We start from the raw sequence: 23,990 nt of genomic DNA on the forward strand, positions 1-23,990 counted from the left end.
TGGCACGGCGGAGTCCCTGGGACGGGCGACGCGTGACAGGGCGCGGGTCAGGAGTTGTCGAGCGGCAGCCCGGGCGGGTTGACCTGGGAGGTGCTGACGGCCTCGTTGGAGAGGTTCCAGGCGGCGAGCAGCTTGGCGTACTGGCCGTCCTTGATCAGCTGGTTGATCGCGTCCGCGATCGGCTCGGCCAGTCCGCTGTCCTTCTTCGCGGTGGCCGCGATGAGACCCTGCAGAGTCGCTCCCGCGCCGGAGAACTTGCCCGCGTTACGGGTCGGGTTGGGCGTCTTCGCGACCTGGGTGATGTGGTAGGCGATACCGGGGTTGGGACCGAAGTAGGCGTCGATCTTCCCGCTGGACAGCGCCAGGTAGAGGCTGTTGTTGTCCTGGAAGTACTTGATATTGAGCTTCTCGCCCTCCTTCTCCAGCTTCCCCTTCCATTCCAGCAGGATCTTCTCCTGGTTGGTGCCGGCGCCCACGGAGACGGTCTGGCCCGCGAGATTCTCGTAGTTGTCGTCGAAGTTCCAGGTGCTCTTGTCCAGCACCTCGAAGGCGAGGTTGTCCTGCCGGTACGAGGCGAACTCGTACTTCTTCTTGCGCTCCTCGGTGTCGGTGACGTTGGAGAACGCCACGTCGACCTTGCCGCTGTCGATGCCGACGAACAGGTTGTCCCAGGTCGAGTTCTTCACCTCCGGCTTCAGCCCGAGAACCGCGGCCACCAGTCGGCCGAGGTCGGGTTCGGCACCGGTGAGGGTCTTCTGGTCCTCGCCCACGTACGCGAGCGGCGGGAACCCGGAGGGAAGCGCGCCGACGCCGATGACCAGCTTGCCGCTGTCGGCGACCTTCTTGGGCAGCTCGGCGCTGATCGACTTCACCTCGGTGACCTTCAACTGGGTCTCCTTGGCGGCGCCGTTGGAGAAGCTGCCGACGGTGACCGTGCCGGCCGGCGCGCTGTCAGTCCTGGTGGCGGCGTCGCTGTCGCCCCCGCACGCGGCGAGTCCTGCGGCGAGAGAGGCGACGGCTGCGGACGCGGTGATCCCACAGAGGAGACTGCTGCGGAGGCTGAGGGTGCGCATGGCTGTCCTTGTTTTTCCTTGTCGGTTGTGCGGCGAGGGTGTGGGGGGCGGTCCGGGTGGACCGCGGGCTTGGGGGAGGAGCTCGGGTGGGGTCAGAGGACCTTGCTCAGGAAGTCCCTGGTCCGCTCCCGTTTCGGCTGGTCCAACACCTCGGCGGGCGGGCCCTGTTCGATGATCAGGCCGCCGTCCATGAAGACCACCCGGTCGGCGATCTCACGGGCGAAGCCGATCTCGTGGGTGACGATGACGAGGGTGGTGCCGCTGCCGGCCAGGTCCTTGATGACGGCCTGCACCTCGCCGACCAGTTCGGGATCGAGGGCGGAGGTCGGCTCGTCGAAGAGGATGACGCCGGGGCGCAGGGCGAGGGCGCGGGCGATGGCCACACGCTGCTGCTGGCCACCCGACAACTGCCGTGGGTAGGCGGCCACCTTGTCGGCCAGCCCGACGCGGCCCAGGAGTTCGCGGGCGAGTTCGGCGGCCTCCTCCTTGTCGAGCTTTCCGGTCGCCACCGGGGCCGCGGCCACGTTGTCCAGCACGGTCAGGTGCGGGAAGAGGTTGAAGTTCTGGAAGACGAATCCGATACGGCTGCGCTGGGTGAGGATCGTCCGCTCGCTCAGCTCCTTCAGACGGTCGCCGTGCCGGCGTACGCCGATCAGCTCGCCGTTGACGCTGACATGGCCGATCTCGGGCTTCTCCAGGTGGTTGATCACCCTGAGCAGGGTGGACTTGCCCGAGCCGGACGGGCCGAGGATCACGGTGACCTCGCCAGGCCGCACGGTCAGGTCGACGCCGTTCAGCACCCGGTGGGTGCCGTACCACTTGTGCACGTCGTGCACCTCGACGGTGGCGGCCGTGTCGGCCACTGTTCCGGCGGTCATACGGCGGCCTCCTTGCGGATGCGGGCGCGGAGGTCGGTGACCCCGGCCCGGAGTTTCTGCAGCGGCGTCGGCGGCAGGGTGCGGGTGGCGCCCCGGGCGTAGTACCGCTCGACGTAGAACTGGATGACGGACACGACGCTGGTGAGGATCAGGTACCAGACGGTGGCGACCAGCAGCAGCGGCACGATGTCGCCGGGGTAGGTGCTGCCCATGCTCTGCACGGTGCCGAAGAGGTCGAGCAGGGACACGTAGAAGACCAGCGAGGTGGCCTTGATCAGGCCGATCAGCTGGTTGACGTAGTTCGGGGTGATGGAGCGCAGCGCCTGCGGGAAGACGATCTTCGCGAACTGGTACCGCTTCGGCAGGCCGAGTGCGGAGGCCGCCTCGTGCTGGCCCTGGTCGACGGAGAGAATGCCGCCGCGGACGACCTCGGCCGCATAGGCCGCCTCGTTGAGGCTGAGTCCGACGACGGCGACGACCATGTCGGTGGCCAGGCGCGACTCGTCGAAGGTGAAGAACGCCGGGCCGAAGGGGACGCCCAGGCTCAGCGTCTGGTACAGCGCGCTGAAGTTGTACAGGAAGAGCAGGACGACGATGAGCGGTACCGAGCGGAACAGCCAGATGTAGATCCAGCTCACCGCACGCAGTACGGGGCTCCCGGAGAGGCGGGCCAGGGCGAGCAGGATGCCGCCGAGCAGGCCCAACACCGCGCTGAACAACGTCACTTCGAGGGTGATGAGGAGACCGTCGAGGACTGTCGGGCGCAGGAACCAGTACGAGAACCGGTCCCACTGGTAGAAGGGGTTGGTCGCGAGCCCGTGGATGATCTGCGCGACCAGCACGAGGACGACGGTCGTGAGGATCCAGCGGCCGGGACGCCGGATGGGCAGGACCCGCTGTGCGGCCAGGGGCTTCGGTGCGACCGGGGTGTCAGCGGTCTCGGGGAGGTCTGGGGCATCCGGGACAGCGGGACGGGGTGTCGCCTCGGCGGGTGGCGCTGATCCGGAGGACACAGCGATGCCGGGAGATTCGCTCATGGAGGGCTCCAGCGGTGTTGGCCACCCAGAGCCGCGAAAGGCGGCAGCATCGCGCCACCCGGGAGCGGCTCGGCACGAGTCGCCACATGGGGGTGCGCGCGGAACGGGAACTGGGCGGGAAGAGGGCACACCGCGAGAGCGGTGGTCGTCGACGAGTCGAAGACTCGGAAACGTCAGGCTCGGCAGAGCCTCAGAAAGCCGTCAGCCTCGACAGAGGGTGCGGGAAGTGGCGCTACAGAGAGCGCTGTTGACACGCAGCAGGTCGACGGAGCGGTCCGTGCACAGCAGAACGCGGCCGAGGCGCCGCGGTGCGGCCGTCCCGTCAGCTGCGTACATCGCTGTCACCATCACTTCTCCGGCCCTGGGGGCAACTTGGTCTGCGCCGCAAGTTAGGCATGCCCCGCCGAGGGATGTCAATGCGACGGACCATCAGGTGAGACGACCCGGACGCCCCACCCGGCTGTCCGTCATTGACGGAATACGACGGCGATCCATAAAGTTTCAACGAGTATTGGGCGTCAGCGTCGAGCGTGGACCGGCATACGGAGGGGTGAGCGTGCGGCACAGCAGCGTCTCCTCTCCCGTCGGCACGACCGCGGCGGCGCGTTCCCGTTTCTCCCGTCGCCGCCACATCGACCTGCAGCGCGTCAGCAGCTGCCTGTGTCTCGGCTGACCTGCGACAACCCGACTTTCGCAACGTCCTCTCGTCCTTCCTCCCCGTCCGCGCCCATTCGTGCGTGACGGCGTTTCGAGGTACCGCCGACGAGCCCTTCATCCGCCGAGAAGGAGCACGCATGACCGTTCAGGACACCACCACAGACCTGTCCGCGTTCACCCGCGAGTGGCAGGAGTGGCACACCGCACAGGAGGCACGGCTCGCCGACCCGCATGGGTTCCTCGCGATCACCGGCCTGCACTGGCTCAGCGACGAACCGCAGCGCTTCCCCGACGCGCCGGGTGCCTGGTCGACCGGCGCCGACGGGGTCGTGGTGGTCCTCGACGAGGGCGAGGAACTGGTCGTCGACGGCACCCCCGTGCACGGCGAGCACCGCTTCGGGGTGCTCCCCGAGCGCGGCGGAGTCAACGCGGTCTGGGGCGACGCCGTGATCGAGGTGGCCAAGCGCGGTGGGCAGGACATCGTTCGTCCCCGGCACCCGGACACCCCGTTGCGCACCGGCTTCACCGGCACGCCCGCGTACGCCCCGCATCGCCGCTGGGTGGTGACGGGCCGCTACACGGCCTTTGACGAGCCGCGGCCCACGACCGTGGGCGCGGCGGTCGAGGGCCTTGAGCATGTGTACGACGCCCCGGGCCGGGTGGAGTTCGAGCTGGACGGCCGCCCCCTTTCGTTGACCGCGTTCCCCGGGCACGGCCCCGGAAGCCTGATGGTGCTGTTCACCGACGCGACCTCCGGGGTCACCACGTACGCGGCCAACCGGTCTCTCTCCCTCGCCCCGCCCGCCGCCGACGGCACGCTCGTCCTGGACTTCAACCGGGCGACGAACCTGCCGTGCGCCTACACCGACCTGGCCACCTGCCCGCTGCCGCCGGCCGAGAACCGCCTGCCCGTGGCGATCGAGGCCGGGGAGAAGCTCCCCCGCGAGCGGGGCGGGTCCTGAGGACCCGCCCCGCCGCTTCCCCCGATCTGTGCCCTCAGAGCAGGTCGAGGGCGTCGAAGCCGTAGCTGGGGCTGAGGTATCCCCCGCCGCCCGCCGAGCCGCTGGCGGCGTCGATGCGCAGGGTGTTGGTGCCGGCGAGCAACTGGGCGGCGGGGATGACGTATTCGTACGTGTGGTTGTTCCCGCGGTAGCTGCCGACGGTCAGGGTGCGGGTGGACGGCTCGGTGGCGGCGGCCGGGATCGCGGAGGTCCAGGTGTTGTTGACGGTGATCTGGGGGCGTCCGCCTTGGCGGTGGTGATGCCGATGCGCAGGGTGCGGTCGGCGGCGGCCTGGGCGGCGGTGAGGGTGAAGGAGATCTGCAGGCCCTGGTTGATCTCCTTGAACTGGTACGCGGGCCAGGCCGAGGCCGCCGTACTGCCGACGACGTAGGTGCCGGCGGTCCAGGCGGCGGCGCGTGAGTCGGAGGGGTGGGCGTAGGTGATCAGGGAGGCGTTCTTGAAGCCGGCCGGGGTGCCGTTCCAGTCGCCGATGCGCCAGATGGCGGGGGCGGCTGCGGGGTCGCCGGTGATCGTGATGGTGTGCAGGGTCGTGGCCGCGCCCGCGGTGACCGTGACGTCCTCGGTGTGGACGGCGAGTTCGCCCTTGTAGACGGTGAGGGTGTAGGTGCCGGGCAGGATGCCCTTGACCGAGTACTTGCCGGTGCTCGCGTCCACTTTCGCCCAGTACTGGGCAGCGGAGTTGGAGACGCCCACGACGTAGGGGTACGAGGTGTCGCGCCCCGCGAGCCCGTTGCCGACGATCCGTCCCCGACCGCCGGCGCCTGTCCAGCCGGTGAGGCCGAGGGCGTCCACCCAGGCGGTGTTGTCGCGCCCCGACACGGCGGAGGTCGGCGCCGATCCGTCGGTGAAGGCGAGGACGTACGGGCCGTGCAGGCCGAAGCGCTCGGCCTCCGTCTGCCCCTCGGCGTAATAGAGGTGTTCGTAGAGACCTGCACCCGACTCGTTGCCGTGGCGCAGGAGTTGGCGGACGAACGGGCCGCCGGAGTCCTTCTCCTTGTTGGAACGCACGACCCAGATCGAGGCGGCGGAGGCACTGAAGCCGAAGTAGTCGTAGTCGATGGTCCGCAGGTTGGCGAAGTGCTTGGACCTGGTGGTGCCGTCGGCCTTGGCGAAGACGTCGGCGGACTCGATGACGGTGTCCGAGTTGGACCAGGTGTCGGGGTATGTGGTGGGGAAGATGCCCGGCTTGAGGCGAGCGATGTAGCGGCTGGCGGTGACTGAGGTGTCGGGCTTGTAGGTGAAGAGGTAGATGTTGTTCTCGCCGCTGCGCGCCGCGTAGTAGTGGATCAGGGTGCCGTGGACGACCTTGATGAGGACGACTCCGGTCGCGGGCGTGGAGATGGTGACCGTCGAGGCGCCGAGGCCGCTCTCGATGTGGGAGTTCTTGCCGTCGTAGCCCTGGTACTCGGTGCCGTTGCAGACGAAGGACGAGAGGTCGCCGTTGTTGTGGTCGACCTTGAAGACGAGGCCGGCGCCGGTGTCCACGACGTAGTTGGTTCCGTCGTCGGTGTAGCCGAAGCCCGCGGCCGAGGCGGCGTGGGGAGTGGCGAGGGCCAGGGCGAGACCGGCCGCCGAGGCGAGGACGGTACGGCGGGAGATCGGGCTGTCGAACGACATGCGGACAACTCCTGTGCTGCTAGGGGGGTTTGGGCAGGGATGTGCGCCAGCCTGCCCGCCCGAGGGGCGCCGCGCGGAGGCGCCGCCGCCGCTCCGAACGGTCAAGGCCCGCATCACCACCGCCAGTTGCTGGCCCGCGACGACTTCCGGCACGGCACCGGCCAGTGGTCGGCCGAGCTGGAGAAGGGCGGCAGCGTCACCGCGAGGCACGGCGTACTCGACGTCGACGTGCCCGGCGGGGCCTCGGTGTGGTTCAAGCGGCCGTTCTCCGGCCAGTACGAGATCGACTTCACGGCGACCCCGGTCTCGGCCGGCGGCGCCAACGACCGGGTCAGCGACCTCAACTCCTTCTGGAACGCCCGCGATCCGCGCTCCCCACGCGACCTGTTCGCCACCACCCGCAGCGGCGCCCTCGCCGACTACGACCAGCTCACCACGTACTACGCGGGACTCGGCGCGAACTCCAACACCACCACCCGTCTTCGCCGTTACGTCGGTGTGCCGGGCTCCCGGCCGCTGATCTACGACTACACCTCGCCGCTGCTCACCGCGAACGAGCCCAACCGCGTCCGGCTGGTCTCCGACGGCAAGCGCGTCCAGTACTGGGACAACGGTGAGCTGGTCTTCGACTACACCGACGAGGACCCGTACACGAGCGGCTGGTTCGCCTTCCGCACCACCTGGAGTCACTTCCACATCAGCGACTTCCGTGTCTGGCGGCTCGGGGGCGGTCACCGTGGCTGAGATATCGCGCAGAAACGCCCTAAAGGCGGCAGCGGCGGCTGTCGCGGCCACCCAGCTCTCCTGGACGCTCGCCGCCGACCCGGCCGCGGCGGCACCGACCGAAGCCGCCTCCGCCGACCCGGTGCAGCTGACCTGGCTGGAGGGCGGCACCCCCGCCGAGACCCCCGGCACCACCTTCGGCGTGGCCTGGCCGCAGGGCGCGGTCCGCGCCGGCGAGGCCTTCGCCCTCACCGCCGGCGACGGCACCGCCGTACCCGTGCAGTCCTGGCCCACCGCCTACTGGCCCGACGGCACCCTGAAGTGGACCGCCCACGCGGTCGGCACCACCGCTGCGCCCGCCGAGGGCTACACCCTGGCCCCGGGCACACCAGCGGCAGCGGACACCGCGCTCACCGTGGACACCGAGGGCGGCACGATCGACGTCGACACCGGCGTCATCCAGGTCAGCATCGCCAAGTCCGGCGCACACGACGTCATACGCAGCATCAGGCGCGGCGACGCCAGGATCGCGAGCAAGGCCGAACTGGTCGTCCTGCGCCAGCCGGAGATCGACGACGACTTCGACGGGAGCGGCTCCAGTACCCGGTGGGAGCGTTTCACCGGCCGCGTCGGCTCCGTCACCGTCGAGCAGTCGGGACCGGTGCGTGCCGTCATCCGCCTCGAGGGCGAGCACGAGCGCGGCGGCCGTTCCTGGCTGCCCTTCGTCATCCGGCTCTACCTGTACGCGGGGTCCGAGGCGATCCGTGTCGTCCACACCGTCACGTACGACGGCAGACAGGAGGCGGGCAAGGCCGGCGGCGACTTCATCAAGGGGCTGGGCCTGCGCATCCGCGTCCCGCTCTCCGACGAGCTCTACAACCGCCATGTCCGCCTCGCCGGCGCCGACGACGGTTTCCTCACCGAGGCCGTCCAGGGCATCACCGGTCTGCGCCGCGACCCGGGCGCGGCCGTGCGTACCGCGCAGGTCAGGGGCGAGCGGCTGCCGGACATCTCCACCTGGGACACCCGGGTCTCCTCGGCCCTCCAGTACGTCCCGGCGTGGGGCGACTACTCGCTGGCCCAGTTGTCGGCCGACGGCTTCACCGTCCGCAAGCGCACCAAGGCGGGCCACGGCTGGATCCACACCACCGGCGGCACCCGCGCCCCCGGTTTCGGCTACGTCGGGGGGGGCAGCGGCGGACTCTCCTTCGGCCTGCGGGACTTCTGGCAGAAGCACCCCGCCCAGCTCGACATCCGGGGTGCCGACTCCGACGAGGCGACCGTCACCCTGTGGCTCTGGTCGCCCGAGGCCCAGCCGCTCGACCTGCGCTTCTACCACGACGGCCTCGGCCAGGACACCTACGAGGAGCAGACCGCCGGGCTCAACATCACCTACGAGGACTACGAACCCGGCTTCGCCACGCCCTACGGCATCGCCCGCACCTCCGAGCTCTACCTGTGGGCCGACGCCGCCACCCCCACCGCCGACGCGCTGGTCGCGCAGAAGGACGCGCTGACCGCCCCGCCGCAGCTCGTCGCGGCCCCCGAGACCCTGCACAAGGCCGGTGTCTTCGCCGGGCTCTGGTCCCCCGTGGACCGCTCGACCGCCGCCAGGAAGACCGTCGAGGACCGCCTCGACCTGCTCTTCGCCTACTACCAGGACCAGCGCGAACAGCGCCGCTGGTACGGCTTCCTGGACTACGGCGACGTCCAGCACACCTACGACCCCGCCCGCCACACCTGGTGCTACGACGTCGGCGGCTACGCCTGGGACAACTCCGAGCTCTCCACCGACCTGTGGCTGTGGCTGGCCTATCTGCGTTCCGGGCGCGCCGACATCTACCGCTTCGCCGAGGCCATGACCCGACACACCGGTGAGGTCGACGTCTACCACCTCGGCAAATGGGCGGGGCTCGGCACCCGGCACGGCGTCGAGCACTTCGGCGACAGCACCAAACAGGTCCGCATCTCGACGCCCGTCTACCGCCGGCTCTTCTACTACCTCACCGGCGACGAGCGCACCGGCGACCTGATGCACGCCCAGGTCGACGCGGACCAGACCTTCCTGGCCCTCGATCCCAACCGCAAGGTCCGCACCGACGGCTACACCCCGGGCGACCGCCACGCCCTGTCCATCGGCTTCGGCACCGACTGGAGCGGCCTCGGCTGGGCATGGTGGACCGAGTGGGAGCGGCGCGGCCCCAAGTGGCGTACGGCGAGGAAGAAACTGCTGGCCAGCGCCTCGACGATCGCCGCCCAGCCGAACGGTTTCGTCCAGGGCAGCGGGCTGTACGACCTCGACACGGGCGCCTTCGCCATCCAGACCTCGCCGGTGGTCGCCGTATCCCATCTGTCCGCGAGCTTCGGACTGCCCGAACTGGCCACCGAGCTGATCGGCGCCCTCGACGAGAGCGACATCCCCGGCTTCCGGGCCGCCTGGCTGGACTACTGCCGCTACTACAACGCCACCTCCGCCGAGCAGAAGGCCCGCTACGGCGCGAGCTTCAAGGTGAGCCTGGTCCAGGGTCACTCCCGCCTGGACGCGTACGCGGCGAGCCGGACCGGCGAGGCCGCGCTCGCCGCCCGGGCCTGGAACAAGTTCGGCGTGGGCGACGGCTACCCGGACGCGACAACCTCATGGGCGACCACGAAAATCAGCGGTCCGACCGTCCTCAACGCGGGCCAGCGACGCCCCCTGGATCAGCACCAACTCCACGGCGCTGTACGGGATCGCGGCCATCGAGAACCTCGCCCTGGTCGGTGACGCCCTGAAGTGAGCCACCGCAACCGGTGTGACGTGCCCGCCGGGTCAGCCGCCGAGGTGGCGTTCCAGCCAGTCCGCGGCGGCCCGGCGGAACAGGCGCCGGTTGTCCGCGCGCAGGAAGTCGTGGCCCTCGTCGCGCAGGGCGAGCAGCTCGGCGGGGAGGCCGCGTTCCCGGGCGGCCCTGACGAACTGTTCGGACTCCCCCACCGGCACGTTGGTGTCGTGTTCGCCGTGGACGGCGAGCAGCGGGACACGCAGTGCGTCGATGCGGTTCATCGGGGAGAGAGCGCGCAGCAGCGGGCGGTCGCGCTCGGGATGGCCGTACTTGTGGGCCGCCGACTCCGCGAGCCAGGGCTCCGTACCGGCGAAGAAGGTCAGGAGGTCTGACATGCCGCAGACGGCGACCCCGGTACGGAACAGGTCCGGATGCCATACGAGGGAGGCGAAGGTCAGATAGCCGCCGTACGAGCGGCCCATGACCGCCAGTCGGGTCGGGTCGGCCGGGCCCGCCGTCACCGCGTGGGCGGTGCAGTCCGCGACGTCGTCCAGGGCGGCGAAGCGTCCGCTGCCCAGGTCGGCGTCGACGAAGGACCGGCCGTGTCCCGAGGAGCCGCGGACGTCGGGGGCGAAGATGTCCAGCCCCCGGCCGAGCAGTTCGTGGTAGAGCGGATTGAAGACGGGCCGTTCCTGTTCCTCCGGGCCGCCGTGCAGATGGATCACGCAGGGAGCCGGCTCGGCCGGGGCGCGTCCCGGCGCCCTGTAGTACCAGCCGCTCAGGGGCAGCCCGTCCCGCGCGGTGAGGCGCAGCGGGACCGGGCTGACGGGTGGGCGGCCCGGCGGTACGGCGTCCTCGTCGCGGGAGGACCACGGGGTGCGCAGCAGGGACACGCCCTCGTGGGCCCACCAGACGCCCGGGCGGCGTCGTGAACCGGACAGCGCGAGCAGCATGCGCCCCGGGCCGGCCGCCACGACACGCGTGACGACCTCGTGCGGCAGGGAGACGGGCCGGGCCGGGCCCACCTTGTCGGCGCTGGGCCGGGCCGGGAAGGTCTCGACGACCTCGAGTTCTCCGGCACCCTGAGCGTTCCACACCAGTACGGCTGTGCGGCCGTCGTGGGCCAGCGCCAGCAGCTCCAGTTCCTGGGCCTCGCGCTGGGCCACGACCGACCTCTCGCGTGGCCGGCCGTCCGCGTCGAGGGTGACCGCGAACAGCGCCGCGTACTCCCGGTCGGCGTCGCTGCGCAGCCAGAGGGTCGACCCGTCCGGGGAGAACCGGCCGATCCACGGGTCACCGTCCGCGACCGGCACCGTGCAGGTGGTGGCCGAGTCGGCCGTGCGTCGTACGACGGCCTCGCGGCGTCCGCGCGGCCCCCGGCGCAGCAGCGCGAGCGTGCCGTCGCGGCTGAGGTCGCACACCCGGAGTGTGGCGGCATGCGTCTCCGTGGCGAGGAGCACCGGGGAGGCCAGTCCGTCGGGGTCGATCAGGTAGGCGGACAGGCCGCCGCCGGGCCGGACAGCCGGCGCCTGTGCGGCTCTGAGGTCGACATGCGGGGGCGCCGTACGCCGCCCGGTGTCGTAGCGGGCGCCGCCGAGGAGCGTCGCGCGGCCGTCCCGGTCGGTCCAGTCGGGCGGGAGCGGGTTACCGGCGGGATCGGTGTCCGTCGAGGGGGGTGCCGCGCGCTCCAGGTAACCGGGGGCGGTGGGCGCGGCGACGGTGACGGCGACGGTCGACCCGTCGTGCGTCCAGCACCCCAGGTAGGCGGTACTGGACGCATCCGCCGCCGCGAGGATGCGGCGGCCGGTGCCGTCGGGCCGTACGCACAGCACCCGGGTGTGCTCGCCGCCGCCGGGCGCTGTGGTGTACGCGATCCAGCGGCCGTCCGGCGACCAGGACACCTCCTTGACGGGGTCGGGCGAGGAGTCGAGCAGCCGCACCTCGCCTCCGTCCACCGGTCCGGCCCACAGTTGCGGGACACCGCCCCGGTCGCAGATGAAGGCCGCCTCGGTGCCGTCGGCGTTGGCGGAGGGGTACCAGCAGCCGTGCGCGTGCAGCCGGGTCACGGCGTCCCGGGGGCCTGCCGCGTCGGGCAACAGCACCAGGACGGGCGCGGCGGCAGCGGGCTCGTGCCTGTCCGGGGAACCGCCCGCCGGGGGCGTTGGCGCCGAGGACGCGAGGTCGGGCACCCCGGGGCTGGGCATGGCTGACGGCCGGGCGGCCGCCGCTGTGCGCACGGCCCGCGTGCCCGGCTCGTCGGTCACTTGATTCCGTGCGTCTGCAGCCATATCTCCAGGAGAGCCACCTGCCACAGGGCGTTGGCTCCGCGCTTGGTCCGGTGTTCGTCGGGTGCCGCCAGGAGGTCGGCCACGTACGACGCCTGGAAGACGCCGCGTTCCTTCGCCTCGGGTGCCTCGAGCGCCGCACGCACCCGGTCCAGGACGGGGCCCGCCATGTGCTTGACGGCGGGGACCGGGAAGTAGCCCTTGGGCCGGTCGACGATCTCCGGGGGCAGGAGCTTTCGGCCGACCGCCTTGAGCACTCCCTTGCCTCCGTCGGCCAGTTTGAGTTCCGGCGGGCAGGCCGCGGCGAGTTCCACCAGTTCATGGTCGAGGAACGGCACCCGGGCCTCCAGACCCCAGGCCATGGTCATGTTGTCGACGCGTTTGACGGGGTCGTCGACGAGCATGACGTGGGTGTCCAGCCGCAGGGCCGCGTCCAGGGCCGTCTCCGCGCCGGGCACGGCCATGTGTTCCCTGACGAAGCGGGTGGAGGGGTCGTCGTCGGTCAGCATGTGGGGCTCGAGGATCCGGGCGAGGTCGGCGTGCGGGCGGTCGAAGTACGTCTCGGCGTACCTCTCCGGCTCGTCCTCCCGGGCGACCTCCGCCAGCCGGGGGTACCAGTGGTAGCCGGCGAACACCTCGTCGGCGCCCTGTCCGCTCTGGACGACCTTCACGTCCTTGGCCACCTCCTCGGACAGCAGGTAGAAGGCGACCGCGTCATGGCTGGTCATCGGCTCACTCATCGCCGCGACGGCGCCGTCCAGGGCCGCCGACACGCGCTCGGAGGGGATCATCAGCCGCCGGTGGTCGGTGGTGAACTCCCGGGCGACCAGGTCCGAGTACATGAACTCGTCGCCGTCCTCACCTCCCGCCGCCTCGAAACCCACGCTGAACGTTCTCAGGTCGTGCTGCCCCTCGTCGGCGAGCAGGGCGACGACCAGGCTGGAGTCCAGTCCGCCGGAGAGCAGGACACCGACCGGGACATCGGCGACCGTCCGACGGCGTACGGCGGTGCGCAGGGCGTCGAGTACCGCGTCGCGCCATTCGTCCGGGGCCATGTCGGCGTGCTCGGGCCGCCGGGTGTACGACGGCTGCCAGTAGCAGTGGTCGCGGTGAGTGCCGTCCGGTTCCACGACGCGGACGGTGGCCGGCGGGAGCTTGCGGACGCCTTCCAGGACGGTGTGCGGCGCCGCCACAGTGGCGTGCCAGCTCAGGTACTGGTGGAGCGCCACCGGATCGAGGGAGGTGTCCACGTCCCCGGCGGCGAGCAGGGCCGGCAGCGAGGAGGCGAACCGCAGCCGGCCCGGCGTCCGTGCCAGATACAGGGGCTTGATCCCGAGGCGGTCACGGCCGAGGACCAGCCGACCGGTGCGGTGCTCGACGATGGCGAAGGCGAACATGCCGTAGAAGTGTTCGACGCAGGCGGTTCCCCACTGCTGGTAGGCCTTGAGGATCACCTCGGTGTCGGACGTCGACTCGAAGCGGTGGCCCAGCCCCCGCAGTTCCTCGCGCAGCTCCTGGTAGTTGTACACGCAGCCGTTGAAGACCCCGGTGAGCAGGCCCCGGGCGTCGGTCATCGGCTGTGCTCCGAGCTCGGACAGATCGATGATCTTCAGACGGCGATGTCCCAGCGCGACCGCGCCCCGTGTCCAGATGCCCTGCCCGTCGGGCCCACGGGCGGCCAGCCGGTCGCTCATACGCTCGACGGCGGTGAGGTCGGGCCGTCGGCCGTCGAAGCGGATCTCCCCACTCAGACCGCACATGGCCTACCCCTTCCCTGATGAACACCTTCGCCGGTGTCGCTGGACATGACGAAACAACTCCTGAACAGATGGGTGACGTACAGGACGCACACGGCGGCCGTGGTGACCACGGGCCGGGCCGTCCTCATGACGTTCTCCGGCATCTCAGCGGCCGATGACCTCCGTTGCGCCGGAGCCGAACGGCGGGCCCGGTGCGTCGGCGCCCGCGAGGGGAAGGTTGACGCGCCCGAGCGGTGCCGTCCTGCGGTTTCTGTGTTCGCCGCGGGTTTCGCCGATCAGCAGGTCGACGCAGGCCAGCAGGTCCTCCTGCCGCGCCGTACGGCGGATGCGCGCGGCGGCGCTGCCCTCGGCGAGGGCCTCCTCCGTCAGGGCCCGTACGGTGCGCCAGTCGCCGTGGGCCTCGAGTGCGGGGCGCAGCCGTGTCAGCAGGCCGCGGACGACCTGCCGCGCGGGCTCGTCCCGGTGGGTCGCGGGGTCGACCAGGGTGCCTTCGAGGCCGGATCGGGCGGCCCGCCAGGCGGCGCCGCGCAGCCATTCGTGCCGGCCCCGGCAGGGGGTGTCGTCCTTGCGCAGCCGCTCCCGGGCGTCGGTGACCAGTGCGCGGAACAGTCCGGCGATGAGCACGACGGTCTCCGCTCGCGGGCAGGCGTCGCAGATCCGCAGTTCCAGGGTGCGCAGATGGTCGGAGGGACGTATGTCGTAGTAGATCATTCCGGGGTCGCTGATGATCCCGGCCCGCACCAGGTCGCGCACCGCGGCGTCGTACTCGGCCGCGTTCGGGAAGCAGCCGATCGGACCGGCGGTGGGCCAGCGCTGCCAGAGCATCGTGCGCCAGCTGGCGTAGCCGGTGTCGCTGCCCTGCCAGAAGGGCGAGCTGGCGGACAGTGCGAGCAGCACGGGCAGCCAGGGCGAGACCTCGCACATCACCCGTACCGCGGTGTCGCGGTCGGGTACGTCCACGTGGACCTGGGCGCCGCAGATGAGCTGTTCGTCGGCGACCTGCCGGTATTCCTCGACCATGTGGCGGTAGCGAGCGTCGGGGGTGGGGGGCCCGGAGGAAGCGGGTGCGAGGGGGGCCGTGCCCGCGGCCACGACCGCGAGCCCCAGCGAGGCGGCGGCAATGTCGAGCCGCTGTCTGGTTTCGGAGAGGTCCGTGTACAGCTCGTGCAGGGTCCCGTGCACTTCGCTGTTCGATTCCACGGCGGACTGGTGCAGTTCGCTGGTGAAGGTCCGCCTGGGCAACCGTCGCAGGACCCGATCGGCGCGCGGCACGAGCAGGCCGCTCTCCACCTCCAGGACGTGGAACTCTTCTTCCACTCCGATGCAGATACTCACGGTCAGCTCCTTGAGTGCCTCAATGCCTTCCGTCCCGGAGTGCGGTTCCCCACCGGGAGAATGCGACGGCTGTGACGAGCACCGAGTTCCCCGAGCATCCATACATAAGCTCACATGTGCACCTTTGGCTCGATACCACCACAGATGAGCGCATCTCGCACATCGCGGACGAGGCCGGCCGGACCCCTGTTCAGCCGTGCGGGCGGATGACCGCGCGGACGCAGCCGTCCGTCTTCTGCTTGAACATGTCGTAGGCCAGCGGCGCCTCGTCCAGGGACAGGCTGTGGGTCGCCAGGTGCGCGGTGCCCAACTCCCCTGCGGCCAGCCGGTCGAGCAGCATCGGGATGTAGCGCTGCCCGTGCTGCTGGGCTCCCCGTACGGTCAGCCCCTTGTTGATCACCGCACCCAGCGGGAACTTGTCGACGGCGCCGGCGAACACGCCCAGGACGAACACCGTCCCGCCCTTGCGGCAGGCGTGGATGGCCTCACGGACGGCGGTGGGACGGTCCGTCTGCAGTCGCAGCTGCTGTTTCACCTGGTCGTAGGCGTGCACCAGAGTGTTGTCGCTGTGCGCCTCCATCCCGACCGCCTCGATGCACACGTCCGGTCCCCGGCCACCGGTGCGTTCCCGCAGCTCGGCGCCGACATCGGTCGCGGTGTAGTCGATGACCTCGCTGCCGATGTGCCGCTCGGTCATCGCCAGCCGTTCCGGGATCCGGTCGATGGAGATCACCCGTTCCGCGCCCAGCAGGATGGCGGCGCGCGCCGCCATCTGACCGACGGCTCCGCAGCCCCAGACGGCCACGACGTCCCCCGGCTTCACTCCCGCCAGGTCGGCGCCCATCCAGCCGGTCGGCGCCGAGTCGGACACGAACAGCGCGCTCGTGTCGTCGACGCCCTCCGGCACCTTGAACGCCCCGTAATCCGCGTACGGGACGCGCACGTACTCGGCGTGGCTGCCGCGCAGTCCGCCCATGGCGTGGGAGTAGCCGAAGATCCCGGCGGTGTCGGCCCCGAAGAGGGCCTGTCCGATCCCGGGGTTGGTGTTGGTGTTGTCGCACAGCGACCACAGGTCGTGGGTGCAGTACCAGCAGCGTCCGCAGCCGACGAACGAGGAGACCACCACCCGGTCACCCACCGAGTGCCGTCGCACGCCGGGCCCCGCTTCCACGACCTCGCCGAGGAACTCGTGGCCGATGACGTCCCCGGCCCGCATGAAGGGGATGTAGCCGCCGATGAGATGGAGATCGGAGCCGCAGGTGGTGCCCGCGATCATGCGGACGATCACGTCCTGGTCGTTGTGCAGAACGGGATCGGACACCTCTTCGACCGCGAGCTTGTTCACGCCTTCCCAGCACAGGGCCTTCACAGCACTCCCTCCCCCCGCGCGCGTCGGGTCAGCACCCCGACGAGCCTGCCGCCGGGCGTGTCGTGCGTGGTGGGCTCGTCGGGTTCAAGGACCTCGCCGCCCTCGAGGAGTGCCTTGGCGTCACGCAGGGCGCGGCGCAGGTCCTGGCGCGGGTCCAGGCCGGCGAGCCTGGCCGGCACGGAGCCCATGACGTCCGGGAGCGGTTCCCTGAGCCGTACGGCCAGTTCCGTGCCGCGGTCCCCGGGCGCCGCGCTGACGCGCGTCTCGATCCGGTCGCCGTAGTCCTGGAGCGGTGAGGGCAGCTTGTCGGCCGGCATGTCACCCGGTTCACGGTTGACCGTGACCTTCAGCCAGCGTTCGTCGGCCGGTACCAGCGGCTGCGTCTGCGACCGGCGTACGACGACGGCCGCCGCGGCGAGTCCGGCACCCATCGTCCAGAGAGACTTCTTGGAGAGCATGGCGATCACCTCGGTACGGCGGTGGTACGGGGACGGGTCAGCAGCGCGCCCAGGCAGATCATGCCGATGCCCAGGACGAAGTGCAGCCGGTTGTCGGCCGTGTCCAGGGGCACGAAGTTGGCCGCGCTGTCGTGGCCGACGAACAGTCCGTACAGCCACAGCAACAGATAGACGGCTCCGCCGGCCAGCAGATACGTGCGGGCCCCGGAGGCCGTGCGGGCCATGGCCACACCTGCCACGCCGAAGGCCAGGTGGACCAGGTTGTGCAGGATGGAGACCTGGAAGATCCCCAGCAGTTGGGCGCCGGAGTCGTGGGAGGCGAACTTCATCGTGTCGTAGTCCGTGGTGATCCCCGGGATGAAGCCCAGGATTCCCACCAGCAGGAACACCGCGCCCACCAGCAGCGCGGCCTGTTGTACCGGAGTTCGGGTGGTGCTCGAAGTACGGGCGTGCGTGGTCATGGGAGCCCAGACCTTCCCTCGGGGCGCCCAGCGGACGCCGTCACCGGGCGAGTACCCCGGGACCGCGACACAACCCTGTCGCGAGAGCGTGTCCACGGCCCGGCGCACTCGCTCCGGGTGATCGGAACCCGCCGCGCCCGGCGCCCTGCCTCCCTAGCGCGTCACGACGTGTCGCTCGTCGGGCACGCAGTGCGTCATGGTGAGTCCCTCCACGTCGCGCGGCGGGTTCTCGCCGAGGCTGGCGAGGCGCTTGCGATCGTCGTCGCTCAGGTCCTGGCTCGCCAGCGGCTCCAGGTCCGCCACGTCGCCCGCACCGATGCCGAGGCCCTGCCCGATCCGGTTGCCGAGGTCGTTCTCGGCGAGCAGGAAGTGCCACACCATGCGCTCCTGGACCGGCCGGTCGCACTGCGCCAGCGCGGCGGTGAGGTTCTTGACCAAGTCGTCGCGCTCCCACTGCTCCATCAGCAGATAGCGCTGACCGGCCTGCAGGTAGTCGTTGGTGCGGGGGATGCGCTTGCGTGTCAGCCTGCCGTGGATCTCGGGCCCCCGCTCGTCGTGCGTGGGGTACTGGCCCTCGCGCAGGCCGCCGGTGATCGACGGCTCGTAGTTGACGCTCGGGTTCTCCCCTCCGCCGTCCTGGTGGTAGGCCATCAGGCCGTCGCGCTGGTTGGTGCGCACGTCGGCGTTCTTGGCCTGGTTGACGGGCAGCCGGAGATAGTTGGGCCCGACCCGGTAGCGCTGGGTGTCGCTGTAGGAGAAGGTGCGGCCGACCAGCATCTTGTCGTCGGAGAAGTCCAGGCCGTCCACGAGCACACCGGTCCCGAAGGAGATCTGCTCGTTCTCCGCGAAGAAGTTCTCAGGCATGCGGTCGAGCACCATCCGGCCGACCGGCCGAGGCGGGAAGTCCTGCTCCGGCCACGTCTTGGTGTCGTCCAGCGGGTCGAAGTCCAGCTCCGGGTGGTCGTGGTCGTCCATCAGCTGTACGAGGAGTTCCCACTCCGGGTGATCGCCGCGGGCCACCGCCTCGTAGAGGTCCTTGGTCGCGTGGCCGAGCGACTCCGCCTGGACGTTCGCGGCGTCCTCCTCGGTCATGCTGCGTACGCCCTGCCTCGGCATCCAGTGGTACTTGACCAGCACGGTGCGGCCCTCGTCGTTGACCCACTTGTAGGTGTTGACGCCGAAGCCCTGCATATGGCGGTAGTCGGCCGGGATGCCGCGCGGGCTGAACAGGTTGACCAGCATGTGCATCGCCTCCGGCGTCTGCGACATGAAGTCGAAGATGCGCCTCGGCTGCTGTTCGAAGGTCACCGGGTCGGGCTTGAGGGCGTGGATGACGTCCGGGAACTTGATCGCGTCCCGGATGAAGAAGACTCCCAGGTTGTTGCCGACCATGTCCCAGTTGCCGTCCTCCGTGTAGAACTTCACCGCGAATCCCCGCGGGTCCCGGGCGGCCTCGGAGGAGTCACGGCCACCGATCACGGTGGAGAAGCGGACAGCCAGATCGGTGCGCCGGCCGCGCTCCTGGAAGATCTTGGCGCGGGTGTACCGGCCGATCGGCTCGTCGCCCCAGCTGCCGTACGCCTCGAAATAGCCGTATGCCAGGACCCCGCGCGCGTGCACGACTCGCTCCGGGATGCGCTCCCGGTCGAAGTGGCTGATCTTCTCCAGGAACTGGTAGTTCTCCAGCGTGGCGGGGCCACGGGCACCGACAGTGCGCTGGTTCTGGTTGTCGTGGACCGGGTGGCCCTGCCGGTTGGTGAGCACCTTGCGGTCGTCGCCGGGCGCGGGGCCGGTACTGGATACGTCCGTCATGATCGTGAACTCCTTAGGGGCTGACCCACGGCCGCGCGTGGGGGGTGGTGCTGCCGGGTACCCGGCAGCACCACGTCAGTCACTCGATCGGGAGCCCGTTCGAAACGCCCGGCGGCAACGGCCGGTGAACCGGCGGTTCGGGGGCAGTCGACAGGGCACGCACCGGGGCTGGCCCCGGGATCGAACGGAGGGAGCAGGTACTCGATGGGAACCGCCGTCCACGTCCCGCAGACCAGGGACATGATCGGGGAGGAGCTCTCCGGGGACGAGGCGCTCACCGCCCTGCGGCGGTACGGCGGCATACGGCTCCTGGTGGACTCGTTCACCCGGTTCCGCTACGCCGACGGCTTCACCAACGCGCGCGCCCTGGCCTTCCAGATCGTGCTCGGCCTCGTTCCCCTCAGCCTCGCTCTGGTGGGCCTCGCCACGTCCGTGCACACCGAGGCGGTGGGCCGGGTCGTCGAACGGACTCTGGGCGACATCGTCCCCGGGGCCGGCGCCGGCGTGCTCGACGAGGCGTTCGCGGGGACGCGGCGCAGCGCGCACGGCGATGTGTGGAGCACCCTCGCGCTGTGGCTGGGGCTCGCCTTCGCCGTGCTGAACCTCGCTTCGGCGATGGGCCAGATCGAGCGGGGCGCCAACCGCATCTACGGCATCGAGCGCGACCGCCCTTTCACCCACAAGTACGGTCGGGCGCTGCTGCTGTCGGTGGCGGGCGGCCTGCCGATGGTGCTCGGGTTCGTGGTGCTCGTCGCCGGTGAGGCGGTCGGGGACGCCGTCGCCCGGACCCTGGGCTCCCCGAGCGGCGGCGACCACTGGTGGGGGGTCCTCGAGGTGCCGGTGGGACTGGCTCTGGCGTGGATCGCCTCCGCCGTGATCTTCCGCTGGTCGCCGCGCCGCGGCCAGCCCGGCTACACCTGGCTCGCCTTCGGCAGCGCGGTCCATATCGTCCTGTGGGTCACGGCCACCTGGCTGCTGTCCCTGTACGTCGGCAAGAGCGCCGCGTTCGGTGCCGTGTACGGTCCGCTCACCGCGTTCGTCGCCCTGCTGCTGTGGGCCAACGTCACCGGCATCGCCCTGTTCCTCGGTATCGCCTTCGCCGCCCAGCTGGAAGCGGCCCGCGCCGGGATCGAGTCCGCCGTACGTCCGGATCCCGGGCCCGGTCGATGACCCGTTTGATGCCCTGTCGCTGACTTCCGGGGCGGCCGCCACCGCCGCCCCGGAGACGGCCCCGCCTCGCTCAGGCGGCGCCGGTGACCCCAGGGGCGATGAAACGCCTGTACAGGGGGCTGAAGTCGGTGTTCGGGGCGCCTTCGATGCCCGCCTTCTCGATCGCGGGGGCCAGTCGCTGGGCGAAGAAGGTCTGGAAGGCCTCCTCCGATTCCCAGACGTCGATCACATGGAGCCCCTGCACGTCGAACCAGGCCACGTGCACTTCAGCACCGGCCGGGGCGACCTCCTCCCAGCCGACGGTCTCCCGCACGGTGTCGTACTGCTCAGGGCTGACTCCGGCCCAGCTCAGCGACATCACTACAGACATTTTCCGCCCCCTGTGTCCAGCTCCGAATGTGCTCGAGCATCCTCTCGCCGCGGCGTCCGCCGACGAAGAGCGCACAGAGGCGCGGCCTCCCGGCACTCCGCCCCCGCACGCCGGGCGTGCGGGGGCACGCCGGACACACCGGAACCCGGGCGCCCTTCAGGTCAGGGAGACTCCTGGCGGGACCGCTCCCGCATCCGGGTGTTGAGCCGGGCGGCCTGGCGGGTCAGGTGGTCGCGTTCGGCGAGGTTGGGGGCCTTTCGCGCCGCCTCGGCGTACAGCCTTGCCGCTGTCGTCAGGTCGCCGTCACGCTCGTGGAGGTACGCGGCCACGGCGGTGTGGCGCGGCAGTGATTCGTCCAGGGTCGCGAGCGCCGCCAGACCGGCGCGCGGACCGTCCGCCTCGCCGACGGCCACCGCTCGGTTGAGCCGGACGACCGGGCTGTCGGTCAGGCGCGCGAGTTCGTCGTACCACTCGACGATCTGCACCCAGTCGGTCTCCTCGGCGGTGGGCGCGTCCGCGTGGAGTGCCGCGACGGCGGCCTGGGCCTGGAACTCGCCCAGCCGGTCGCGGGCGAGGGCCGCCTGGAGGATCGCGACGCCCTCGGCGATCGAGGCGGTGTCCCAGCGGCCGCGGTCCTGCTCGGCGAGCGGCACCAGACTGCCGTCGGGCGCGGTGCGGGCGGCGCGGCGGGCATGGTGGAGCAGCATGAGGGCGAGCAGCCCGGACACTTCGGGGTGGTCGGCCTGGGCCGCGAGCTGGCGGGTGAGCCGGATGGCCTCGGCGGCGAGGTCGACATCACCCGAGTAGCCCTCGTTGAAGATCAGGTAGAGGACGCGCAGGACGGTGGCGACGTCGCCGGGCCGGTCGAAGCGCACGCCGGTCACAGTGCGTTTGGCCCGGCTGATGCGCTGGGCCATGGTCGCCTCAGGCACCAGGTAGGCCTGGGCGATCTGGCGGGTGGTCAGTCCGCCGACGGCGCGCAACGTGAGCGCGACCGCGGAGGACGGCGTCAGCGACGGGTGCGCGCACAGGAAGTACAGCTGGAGTGTGTCGTCCGCCGCGGGGGCGGGCCCCGGCGTCGGCTCCTCGTCTACGCGGTCCTCACGCCGGCGGCGGGCCGCGTCCGCGCGGGTCGCGTCGAGGAACCGCCGCCACGCCACGGTGACCAGCCAGCCCTTCGCGTCGCGTGGCGGATCGTCCGGCCAGACGCGGACCGCCTCGAGCAGGGCGTCCTGTACGGCGTCCTCGGCCGCCGCGAAGTCTGCTCCGCGGCGGACGAGAACGGCGAGCACGGTCGGGGTGAGGCTGCGCAGCAGGGCCTCGTTCATCGGTGCGGGCACTCCGTGGTGCTGGGCGACGCGGCCAGGAAGGGGCGCAGTTCGAGCCACTCGTGGATCGGCTTGCCGCCCGCGCCCGGAGCGGCCGACAGCTCCCCGGCGAGTTCGACGGCGCGTTCGTAGCTGTCGACGTCGATGATCATCCAGCCGGCGATGAGGTCCTTGGTCTCGGCGAACGGGCCGTCGGTGACCGGCGGACGGCCCTCGCCGTCGTAGCGGACGAACGTCCCCTCGGGGGCGAGTGCCTGGCTGCCGACGAACTCGCCGGTCTCCTCGAGCCGGGCCGCGAAGTCGGACATGTACCGCACGTGGTCGGTGATCTCCTGCGGTGTCCACTGGTCCATGGGGATGTCGTTGACCGCGGCCGGGGCGCCTCGGTAGTGCTTGAGAAGCAGATACTTGGCCATGACGGCTCTCCTTGGTGCGGGTGCGACCCATTGTGGTCGCGTTCACTACGGAGACGGAGCCGGGCACGGGTTCTCGACATCGCCGGCGGAAATCGCCGAAAGATTTCTGTGAGGGCCGGGAGACCGGGCCCCGGGGGGTCACAGGGCGATCGCTCCGGCGACCACGGCCGCGATGCCGACGACCACCAGGATGACGATCCACCCGACGGCCCTCTCACTGTCCCGGCGCTCGGCCGCCAGGTCGGGCGTGTGGACCGTGGGGTCGTCGGGGGCGTAGTGAATGGTGAGGTGGCGGCCGAGTGATCGGCCGGGGTCGGGGATGCCGTCGCGAGAGAGGACGGTGACGTGGACGCCCTCCCGGGTGGTGAAGGTGACGACGGGTGCGTGGTTGACGATCTTGCTGCCCTCCCCGTCCTCGTATTCGTCCTTGGTGACCGCGACGACACGCGCCGGAACGGCGACGGCCGACGACAGCAGGGCGTCGCGGGTGCGCACGGCGCGGAGGTCGGCGCCGCTCGCCATGGCGACGGTGAGCAGCGTGCCGAAGCCGAGCAGCGCCCATGGCCGGCCCCGGGCGACGGCCGCGTGGATGACCAGCCCGATCAGGAGCAGGGCGACCGTGCAGTTGGGCACGACCCGGCCGCGCTTCTCGTCCGCGGGGTCGAGCACGACGCGGAACCGGTCCGGCCGCCCGCGGCGGTAGCGCACCGTGAGTTCACGGCCGACCCAGGCCGCCTCGACGCCCCGGCCGTGCCTGCCGGCGTTCGGCAGGACGAACTCCCGCCCGCTGTCCGGGTCCTGGAAGGCAATCGTCACCGGAATCCCGGGGTCCTTGGCCGCGCCGTGCGCCGGCTGTCCCACTTCGACGATCCGTGCCGTCACCCAGACCGCTCGCTGGGCCGGGGCGAGTCCGACCAGGGAAAGCCCGTAGCCGAGCAGCGCGACACTCGCCGGCACCACCCACCACAGTTCCCACAGCTCGTGCGTGCTCACTCACAGCTCCAGGCGGAACAGACCGCGGCCCGGATCGACCACGGCGGTGAACCTCAGGCCCATGCGCAGGGCGGGGTGCGACGAGCGCTTCCATGTCGTTTCGAACGTCCGCACCCCGGGTCCGCTGATCCGCAGCCCGACGGTGACGCCGCGCGACTCGCCGTCGTCCCAGTCGCTCAGGTCGGTGACTTCCGCCGTCGCCGCGACCCCGACGGCGTCGAGCCGCCGGTTGTTCTCCCTCTCCAACTCCGTGTGGAACCAGAGTCCGAGGCCCATCGGAACGAAGAGCACCGTGCACAGGACGCCCGCGAGCAGGACGCCGACACCGGCGCCGAAACCGCAGGCCAGCAGGCCCGGTCCGCACAGGCCCATCAGCACGGCGCAGACGCGAAGGAACAGCGCGTCGAACGGGCCCAGCCTGTCCACCCGCGTCGGCTCTGGGCTGTCCGTGCTGTCCGGCATCCCGG

19 protein-coding genes and 2 pseudogenes are annotated in these 23,990 nt (G+C 70.8%); 5 read left to right on the forward strand and 16 right to left on the reverse strand.

Going from position 1 to position 23,990, the window contains the following annotated elements; translation table 11 throughout:
* Positions 1 to 47: 47 nt before the first annotated feature.
* The 3 genes from PV396_RS09580 to PV396_RS09590 all read right to left on the reverse strand — a co-directional run bounded on the left by PV396_RS09580 (position 48) and on the right by PV396_RS09590 (position 2,988).
* Positions 48 to 1,073, reverse strand: a complete 1,026-nt coding sequence (locus PV396_RS09580; RefSeq protein WP_319202530.1) for an ABC transporter substrate-binding protein — start codon at positions 1,071 to 1,073, stop codon at positions 48 to 50.
* A gap of 92 nt (positions 1,074 to 1,165) precedes the next feature.
* Positions 1,166 to 1,951: an amino acid ABC transporter ATP-binding protein gene (locus PV396_RS09585; protein WP_319202532.1), complete on the reverse strand. Its 786-nt coding sequence runs from the start codon at positions 1,949 to 1,951 to the stop codon at positions 1,166 to 1,168.
* Positions 1,948 to 2,988 carry an amino acid ABC transporter permease gene (locus PV396_RS09590; protein ID WP_319202534.1) on the reverse strand — a complete coding sequence of 347 codons (1,041 nt, stop codon included), beginning with the start codon at positions 2,986 to 2,988 and terminating at the stop codon, positions 1,948 to 1,950. Before PV396_RS09590 ends, PV396_RS09585 begins: the two co-directional genes overlap by 4 nt.
* Positions 2,989 to 3,544: 556 nt before the next feature.
* Between PV396_RS09590 and PV396_RS09595 the strand changes: the two genes are divergently transcribed.
* Together PV396_RS09595 and PV396_RS09600 are read left to right on the forward strand one after the other, a co-directional pair.
* Positions 3,545 to 3,661 carry a putative leader peptide gene (locus PV396_RS09595; protein WP_319202536.1) on the forward strand — a complete coding sequence of 39 codons (117 nt, stop codon included), beginning with the start codon at positions 3,545 to 3,547 and terminating at the stop codon, positions 3,659 to 3,661.
* A 121-nt stretch (positions 3,662 to 3,782) separates the two neighbouring features.
* Positions 3,783 to 4,607: a DUF1684 domain-containing protein gene (locus tag PV396_RS09600; RefSeq protein ID WP_319202538.1), complete on the forward strand. Its 825-nt coding sequence runs from the start codon at positions 3,783 to 3,785 to the stop codon at positions 4,605 to 4,607.
* 34 nt (positions 4,608 to 4,641) lie between these two features.
* Here the strand turns inward: PV396_RS09600 and PV396_RS09605 are convergent.
* A pseudogene (locus PV396_RS09605) lies at positions 4,642 to 6,284 on the reverse strand (rhamnogalacturonan lyase B N-terminal domain-containing protein).
* Positions 6,285 to 6,323: 39 nt separating this feature from the next.
* Between PV396_RS09605 and PV396_RS09610 the strand changes: the two are divergent.
* Positions 6,324 to 7,028, forward strand: a complete 705-nt coding sequence (locus PV396_RS09610; RefSeq protein WP_319202540.1) for a DUF6250 domain-containing protein — start codon at positions 6,324 to 6,326, stop codon at positions 7,026 to 7,028.
* A pseudogene (locus PV396_RS09615) lies at positions 7,021 to 9,784 on the forward strand (Tat pathway signal sequence domain protein). The gene PV396_RS09610 and the pseudogene PV396_RS09615 overlap by 8 nt, the downstream one beginning before the upstream one ends.
* A 32-nt stretch (positions 9,785 to 9,816) precedes the next feature.
* On the opposite strand, the gene PV396_RS09620 reads toward PV396_RS09615, so the two are convergent.
* The 7 genes from PV396_RS09620 to PV396_RS09650 all read right to left on the reverse strand — a co-directional run bounded on the left by PV396_RS09620 (position 9,817) and on the right by PV396_RS09650 (position 19,246).
* Positions 9,817 to 12,054 carry a S9 family peptidase gene (locus PV396_RS09620; protein ID WP_319202542.1) on the reverse strand — a complete coding sequence of 746 codons (2,238 nt, stop codon included), beginning with the start codon at positions 12,052 to 12,054 and terminating at the stop codon, positions 9,817 to 9,819.
* The gene (locus tag PV396_RS09625) at positions 12,027 to 13,811 is read right to left on the reverse strand and encodes an N-acetylglutaminylglutamine amidotransferase (RefSeq protein WP_319202544.1); all 1,785 of its coding nucleotides are present in this window, start codon (positions 13,809 to 13,811) and stop codon (positions 12,027 to 12,029) included. Before PV396_RS09625 ends, PV396_RS09620 begins: the two co-directional genes overlap by 28 nt.
* A gap of 144 nt (positions 13,812 to 13,955) precedes the next feature.
* Positions 13,956 to 15,146, reverse strand: coding sequence for a glutamate--cysteine ligase (locus PV396_RS09630; protein ID WP_319202546.1), 1,191 nt, complete (start codon positions 15,144 to 15,146; stop codon positions 13,956 to 13,958).
* 190 nt (positions 15,147 to 15,336) lie between these two features.
* Positions 15,337 to 16,491: a zinc-dependent alcohol dehydrogenase gene (locus PV396_RS09635; protein WP_319202549.1), complete on the reverse strand. Its 1,155-nt coding sequence runs from the start codon at positions 16,489 to 16,491 to the stop codon at positions 15,337 to 15,339.
* A gap of 20 nt (positions 16,492 to 16,511) precedes the next feature.
* Positions 16,512 to 16,973: a hypothetical protein gene (locus PV396_RS09640; RefSeq protein WP_319202551.1), complete on the reverse strand. Its 462-nt coding sequence runs from the start codon at positions 16,971 to 16,973 to the stop codon at positions 16,512 to 16,514.
* A 5-nt stretch (positions 16,974 to 16,978) separates the two neighbouring features.
* The gene (locus PV396_RS09645) at positions 16,979 to 17,434 is read right to left on the reverse strand and encodes a DUF4383 domain-containing protein (RefSeq protein ID WP_319202553.1); all 456 of its coding nucleotides are present in this window, start codon (positions 17,432 to 17,434) and stop codon (positions 16,979 to 16,981) included.
* A gap of 153 nt (positions 17,435 to 17,587) precedes the next feature.
* Positions 17,588 to 19,246, reverse strand: coding sequence for a catalase (locus tag PV396_RS09650; protein WP_319202555.1), 1,659 nt, complete (start codon positions 19,244 to 19,246; stop codon positions 17,588 to 17,590).
* A 204-nt stretch (positions 19,247 to 19,450) separates the two neighbouring features.
* On the opposite strand from PV396_RS09650, the gene PV396_RS09655 reads away from it, so the two are divergent.
* Positions 19,451 to 20,416, forward strand: a complete 966-nt coding sequence (locus PV396_RS09655) for a YihY/virulence factor BrkB family protein (RefSeq protein WP_319202557.1) — start codon at positions 19,451 to 19,453, stop codon at positions 20,414 to 20,416.
* Between the two features lie 70 nt (positions 20,417 to 20,486).
* Here PV396_RS09655 and PV396_RS09660 read toward each other — a convergent pair whose 3' ends face one another.
* The 5 genes from PV396_RS09660 to PV396_RS09680 form a co-directional block, all read right to left on the reverse strand.
* Positions 20,487 to 20,786 (reverse strand): hypothetical protein, encoded by a 300-nt coding sequence (locus tag PV396_RS09660; RefSeq protein WP_319202559.1) that lies wholly within the window; start codon positions 20,784 to 20,786, stop codon positions 20,487 to 20,489.
* 161 nt (positions 20,787 to 20,947) lie between these two features.
* Complete coding sequence (locus PV396_RS09665; protein WP_319202561.1) at positions 20,948 to 22,114, reverse strand: RNA polymerase sigma factor; 1,167 nt, start codon at positions 22,112 to 22,114, stop codon at positions 20,948 to 20,950.
* Positions 22,111 to 22,530: a YciI family protein gene (locus PV396_RS09670; protein ID WP_319202564.1), complete on the reverse strand. Its 420-nt coding sequence runs from the start codon at positions 22,528 to 22,530 to the stop codon at positions 22,111 to 22,113. Before PV396_RS09670 ends, PV396_RS09665 begins: the two co-directional genes overlap by 4 nt.
* Positions 22,531 to 22,668: 138 nt before the next feature.
* On the reverse strand, positions 22,669 to 23,523 hold the full coding sequence (locus PV396_RS09675) for a DUF3592 domain-containing protein (protein ID WP_319202567.1): 855 nt from the start codon (positions 23,521 to 23,523) through the stop codon (positions 22,669 to 22,671).
* On the reverse strand, positions 23,524 to 23,985 hold the full coding sequence (locus PV396_RS09680; protein ID WP_319202569.1) for a hypothetical protein: 462 nt from the start codon (positions 23,983 to 23,985) through the stop codon (positions 23,524 to 23,526).
* Positions 23,986 to 23,990 lie beyond the last annotated feature (5 nt).

This window comes from Streptomyces sp. ME02-8801-2C, assembly GCF_033793965.1.
Taxonomy (GTDB): domain Bacteria; phylum Actinomycetota; class Actinomycetes; order Streptomycetales; family Streptomycetaceae; genus Streptomyces.

Excerpts from the sequence above, each read along its gene's own strand:
- PV396_RS09580 (WP_319202530.1), bottom strand. The coding sequence starts at position 1,073 with ATGCGCACCCTCAGCCTCCGCAGCAGTCTCCTCTGTGGGATCACCGCG.
- PV396_RS09585 (WP_319202532.1), bottom strand. The coding sequence starts at position 1,951 with ATGACCGCCGGAACAGTGGCCGACACGGCCGCCACCGTCGAGGTGCAC.
- PV396_RS09590 (WP_319202534.1), bottom strand. The coding sequence starts at position 2,988 with ATGAGCGAATCTCCCGGCATCGCTGTGTCCTCCGGATCAGCGCCACCC.
- PV396_RS09600 (WP_319202538.1), top strand. The coding sequence starts at position 3,783 with ATGACCGTTCAGGACACCACCACAGACCTGTCCGCGTTCACCCGCGAG.
- PV396_RS09610 (WP_319202540.1), top strand. The coding sequence starts at position 6,324 with ATGTGCGCCAGCCTGCCCGCCCGAGGGGCGCCGCGCGGAGGCGCCGCC.
- PV396_RS09620 (WP_319202542.1), bottom strand. The coding sequence starts at position 12,054 with ATGGCTGCAGACGCACGGAATCAAGTGACCGACGAGCCGGGCACGCGG.
- PV396_RS09625 (WP_319202544.1), bottom strand. The coding sequence starts at position 13,811 with ATGTGCGGTCTGAGTGGGGAGATCCGCTTCGACGGCCGACGGCCCGAC.
- PV396_RS09640 (WP_319202551.1), bottom strand. The coding sequence starts at position 16,973 with ATGCTCTCCAAGAAGTCTCTCTGGACGATGGGTGCCGGACTCGCCGCG.
- PV396_RS09645 (WP_319202553.1), bottom strand. The coding sequence starts at position 17,434 with ATGACCACGCACGCCCGTACTTCGAGCACCACCCGAACTCCGGTACAA.
- PV396_RS09650 (WP_319202555.1), bottom strand. The coding sequence starts at position 19,246 with ATGACGGACGTATCCAGTACCGGCCCCGCGCCCGGCGACGACCGCAAG.
- PV396_RS09655 (WP_319202557.1), top strand. The coding sequence starts at position 19,451 with ATGGGAACCGCCGTCCACGTCCCGCAGACCAGGGACATGATCGGGGAG.
- PV396_RS09660 (WP_319202559.1), bottom strand. The coding sequence starts at position 20,786 with ATGTCTGTAGTGATGTCGCTGAGCTGGGCCGGAGTCAGCCCTGAGCAG.
- PV396_RS09665 (WP_319202561.1), bottom strand. The coding sequence starts at position 22,114 with ATGAACGAGGCCCTGCTGCGCAGCCTCACCCCGACCGTGCTCGCCGTT.
- PV396_RS09670 (WP_319202564.1), bottom strand. The coding sequence starts at position 22,530 with ATGGCCAAGTATCTGCTTCTCAAGCACTACCGAGGCGCCCCGGCCGCG.
- PV396_RS09680 (WP_319202569.1), bottom strand. The coding sequence starts at position 23,985 with ATGCCGGACAGCACGGACAGCCCAGAGCCGACGCGGGTGGACAGGCTG.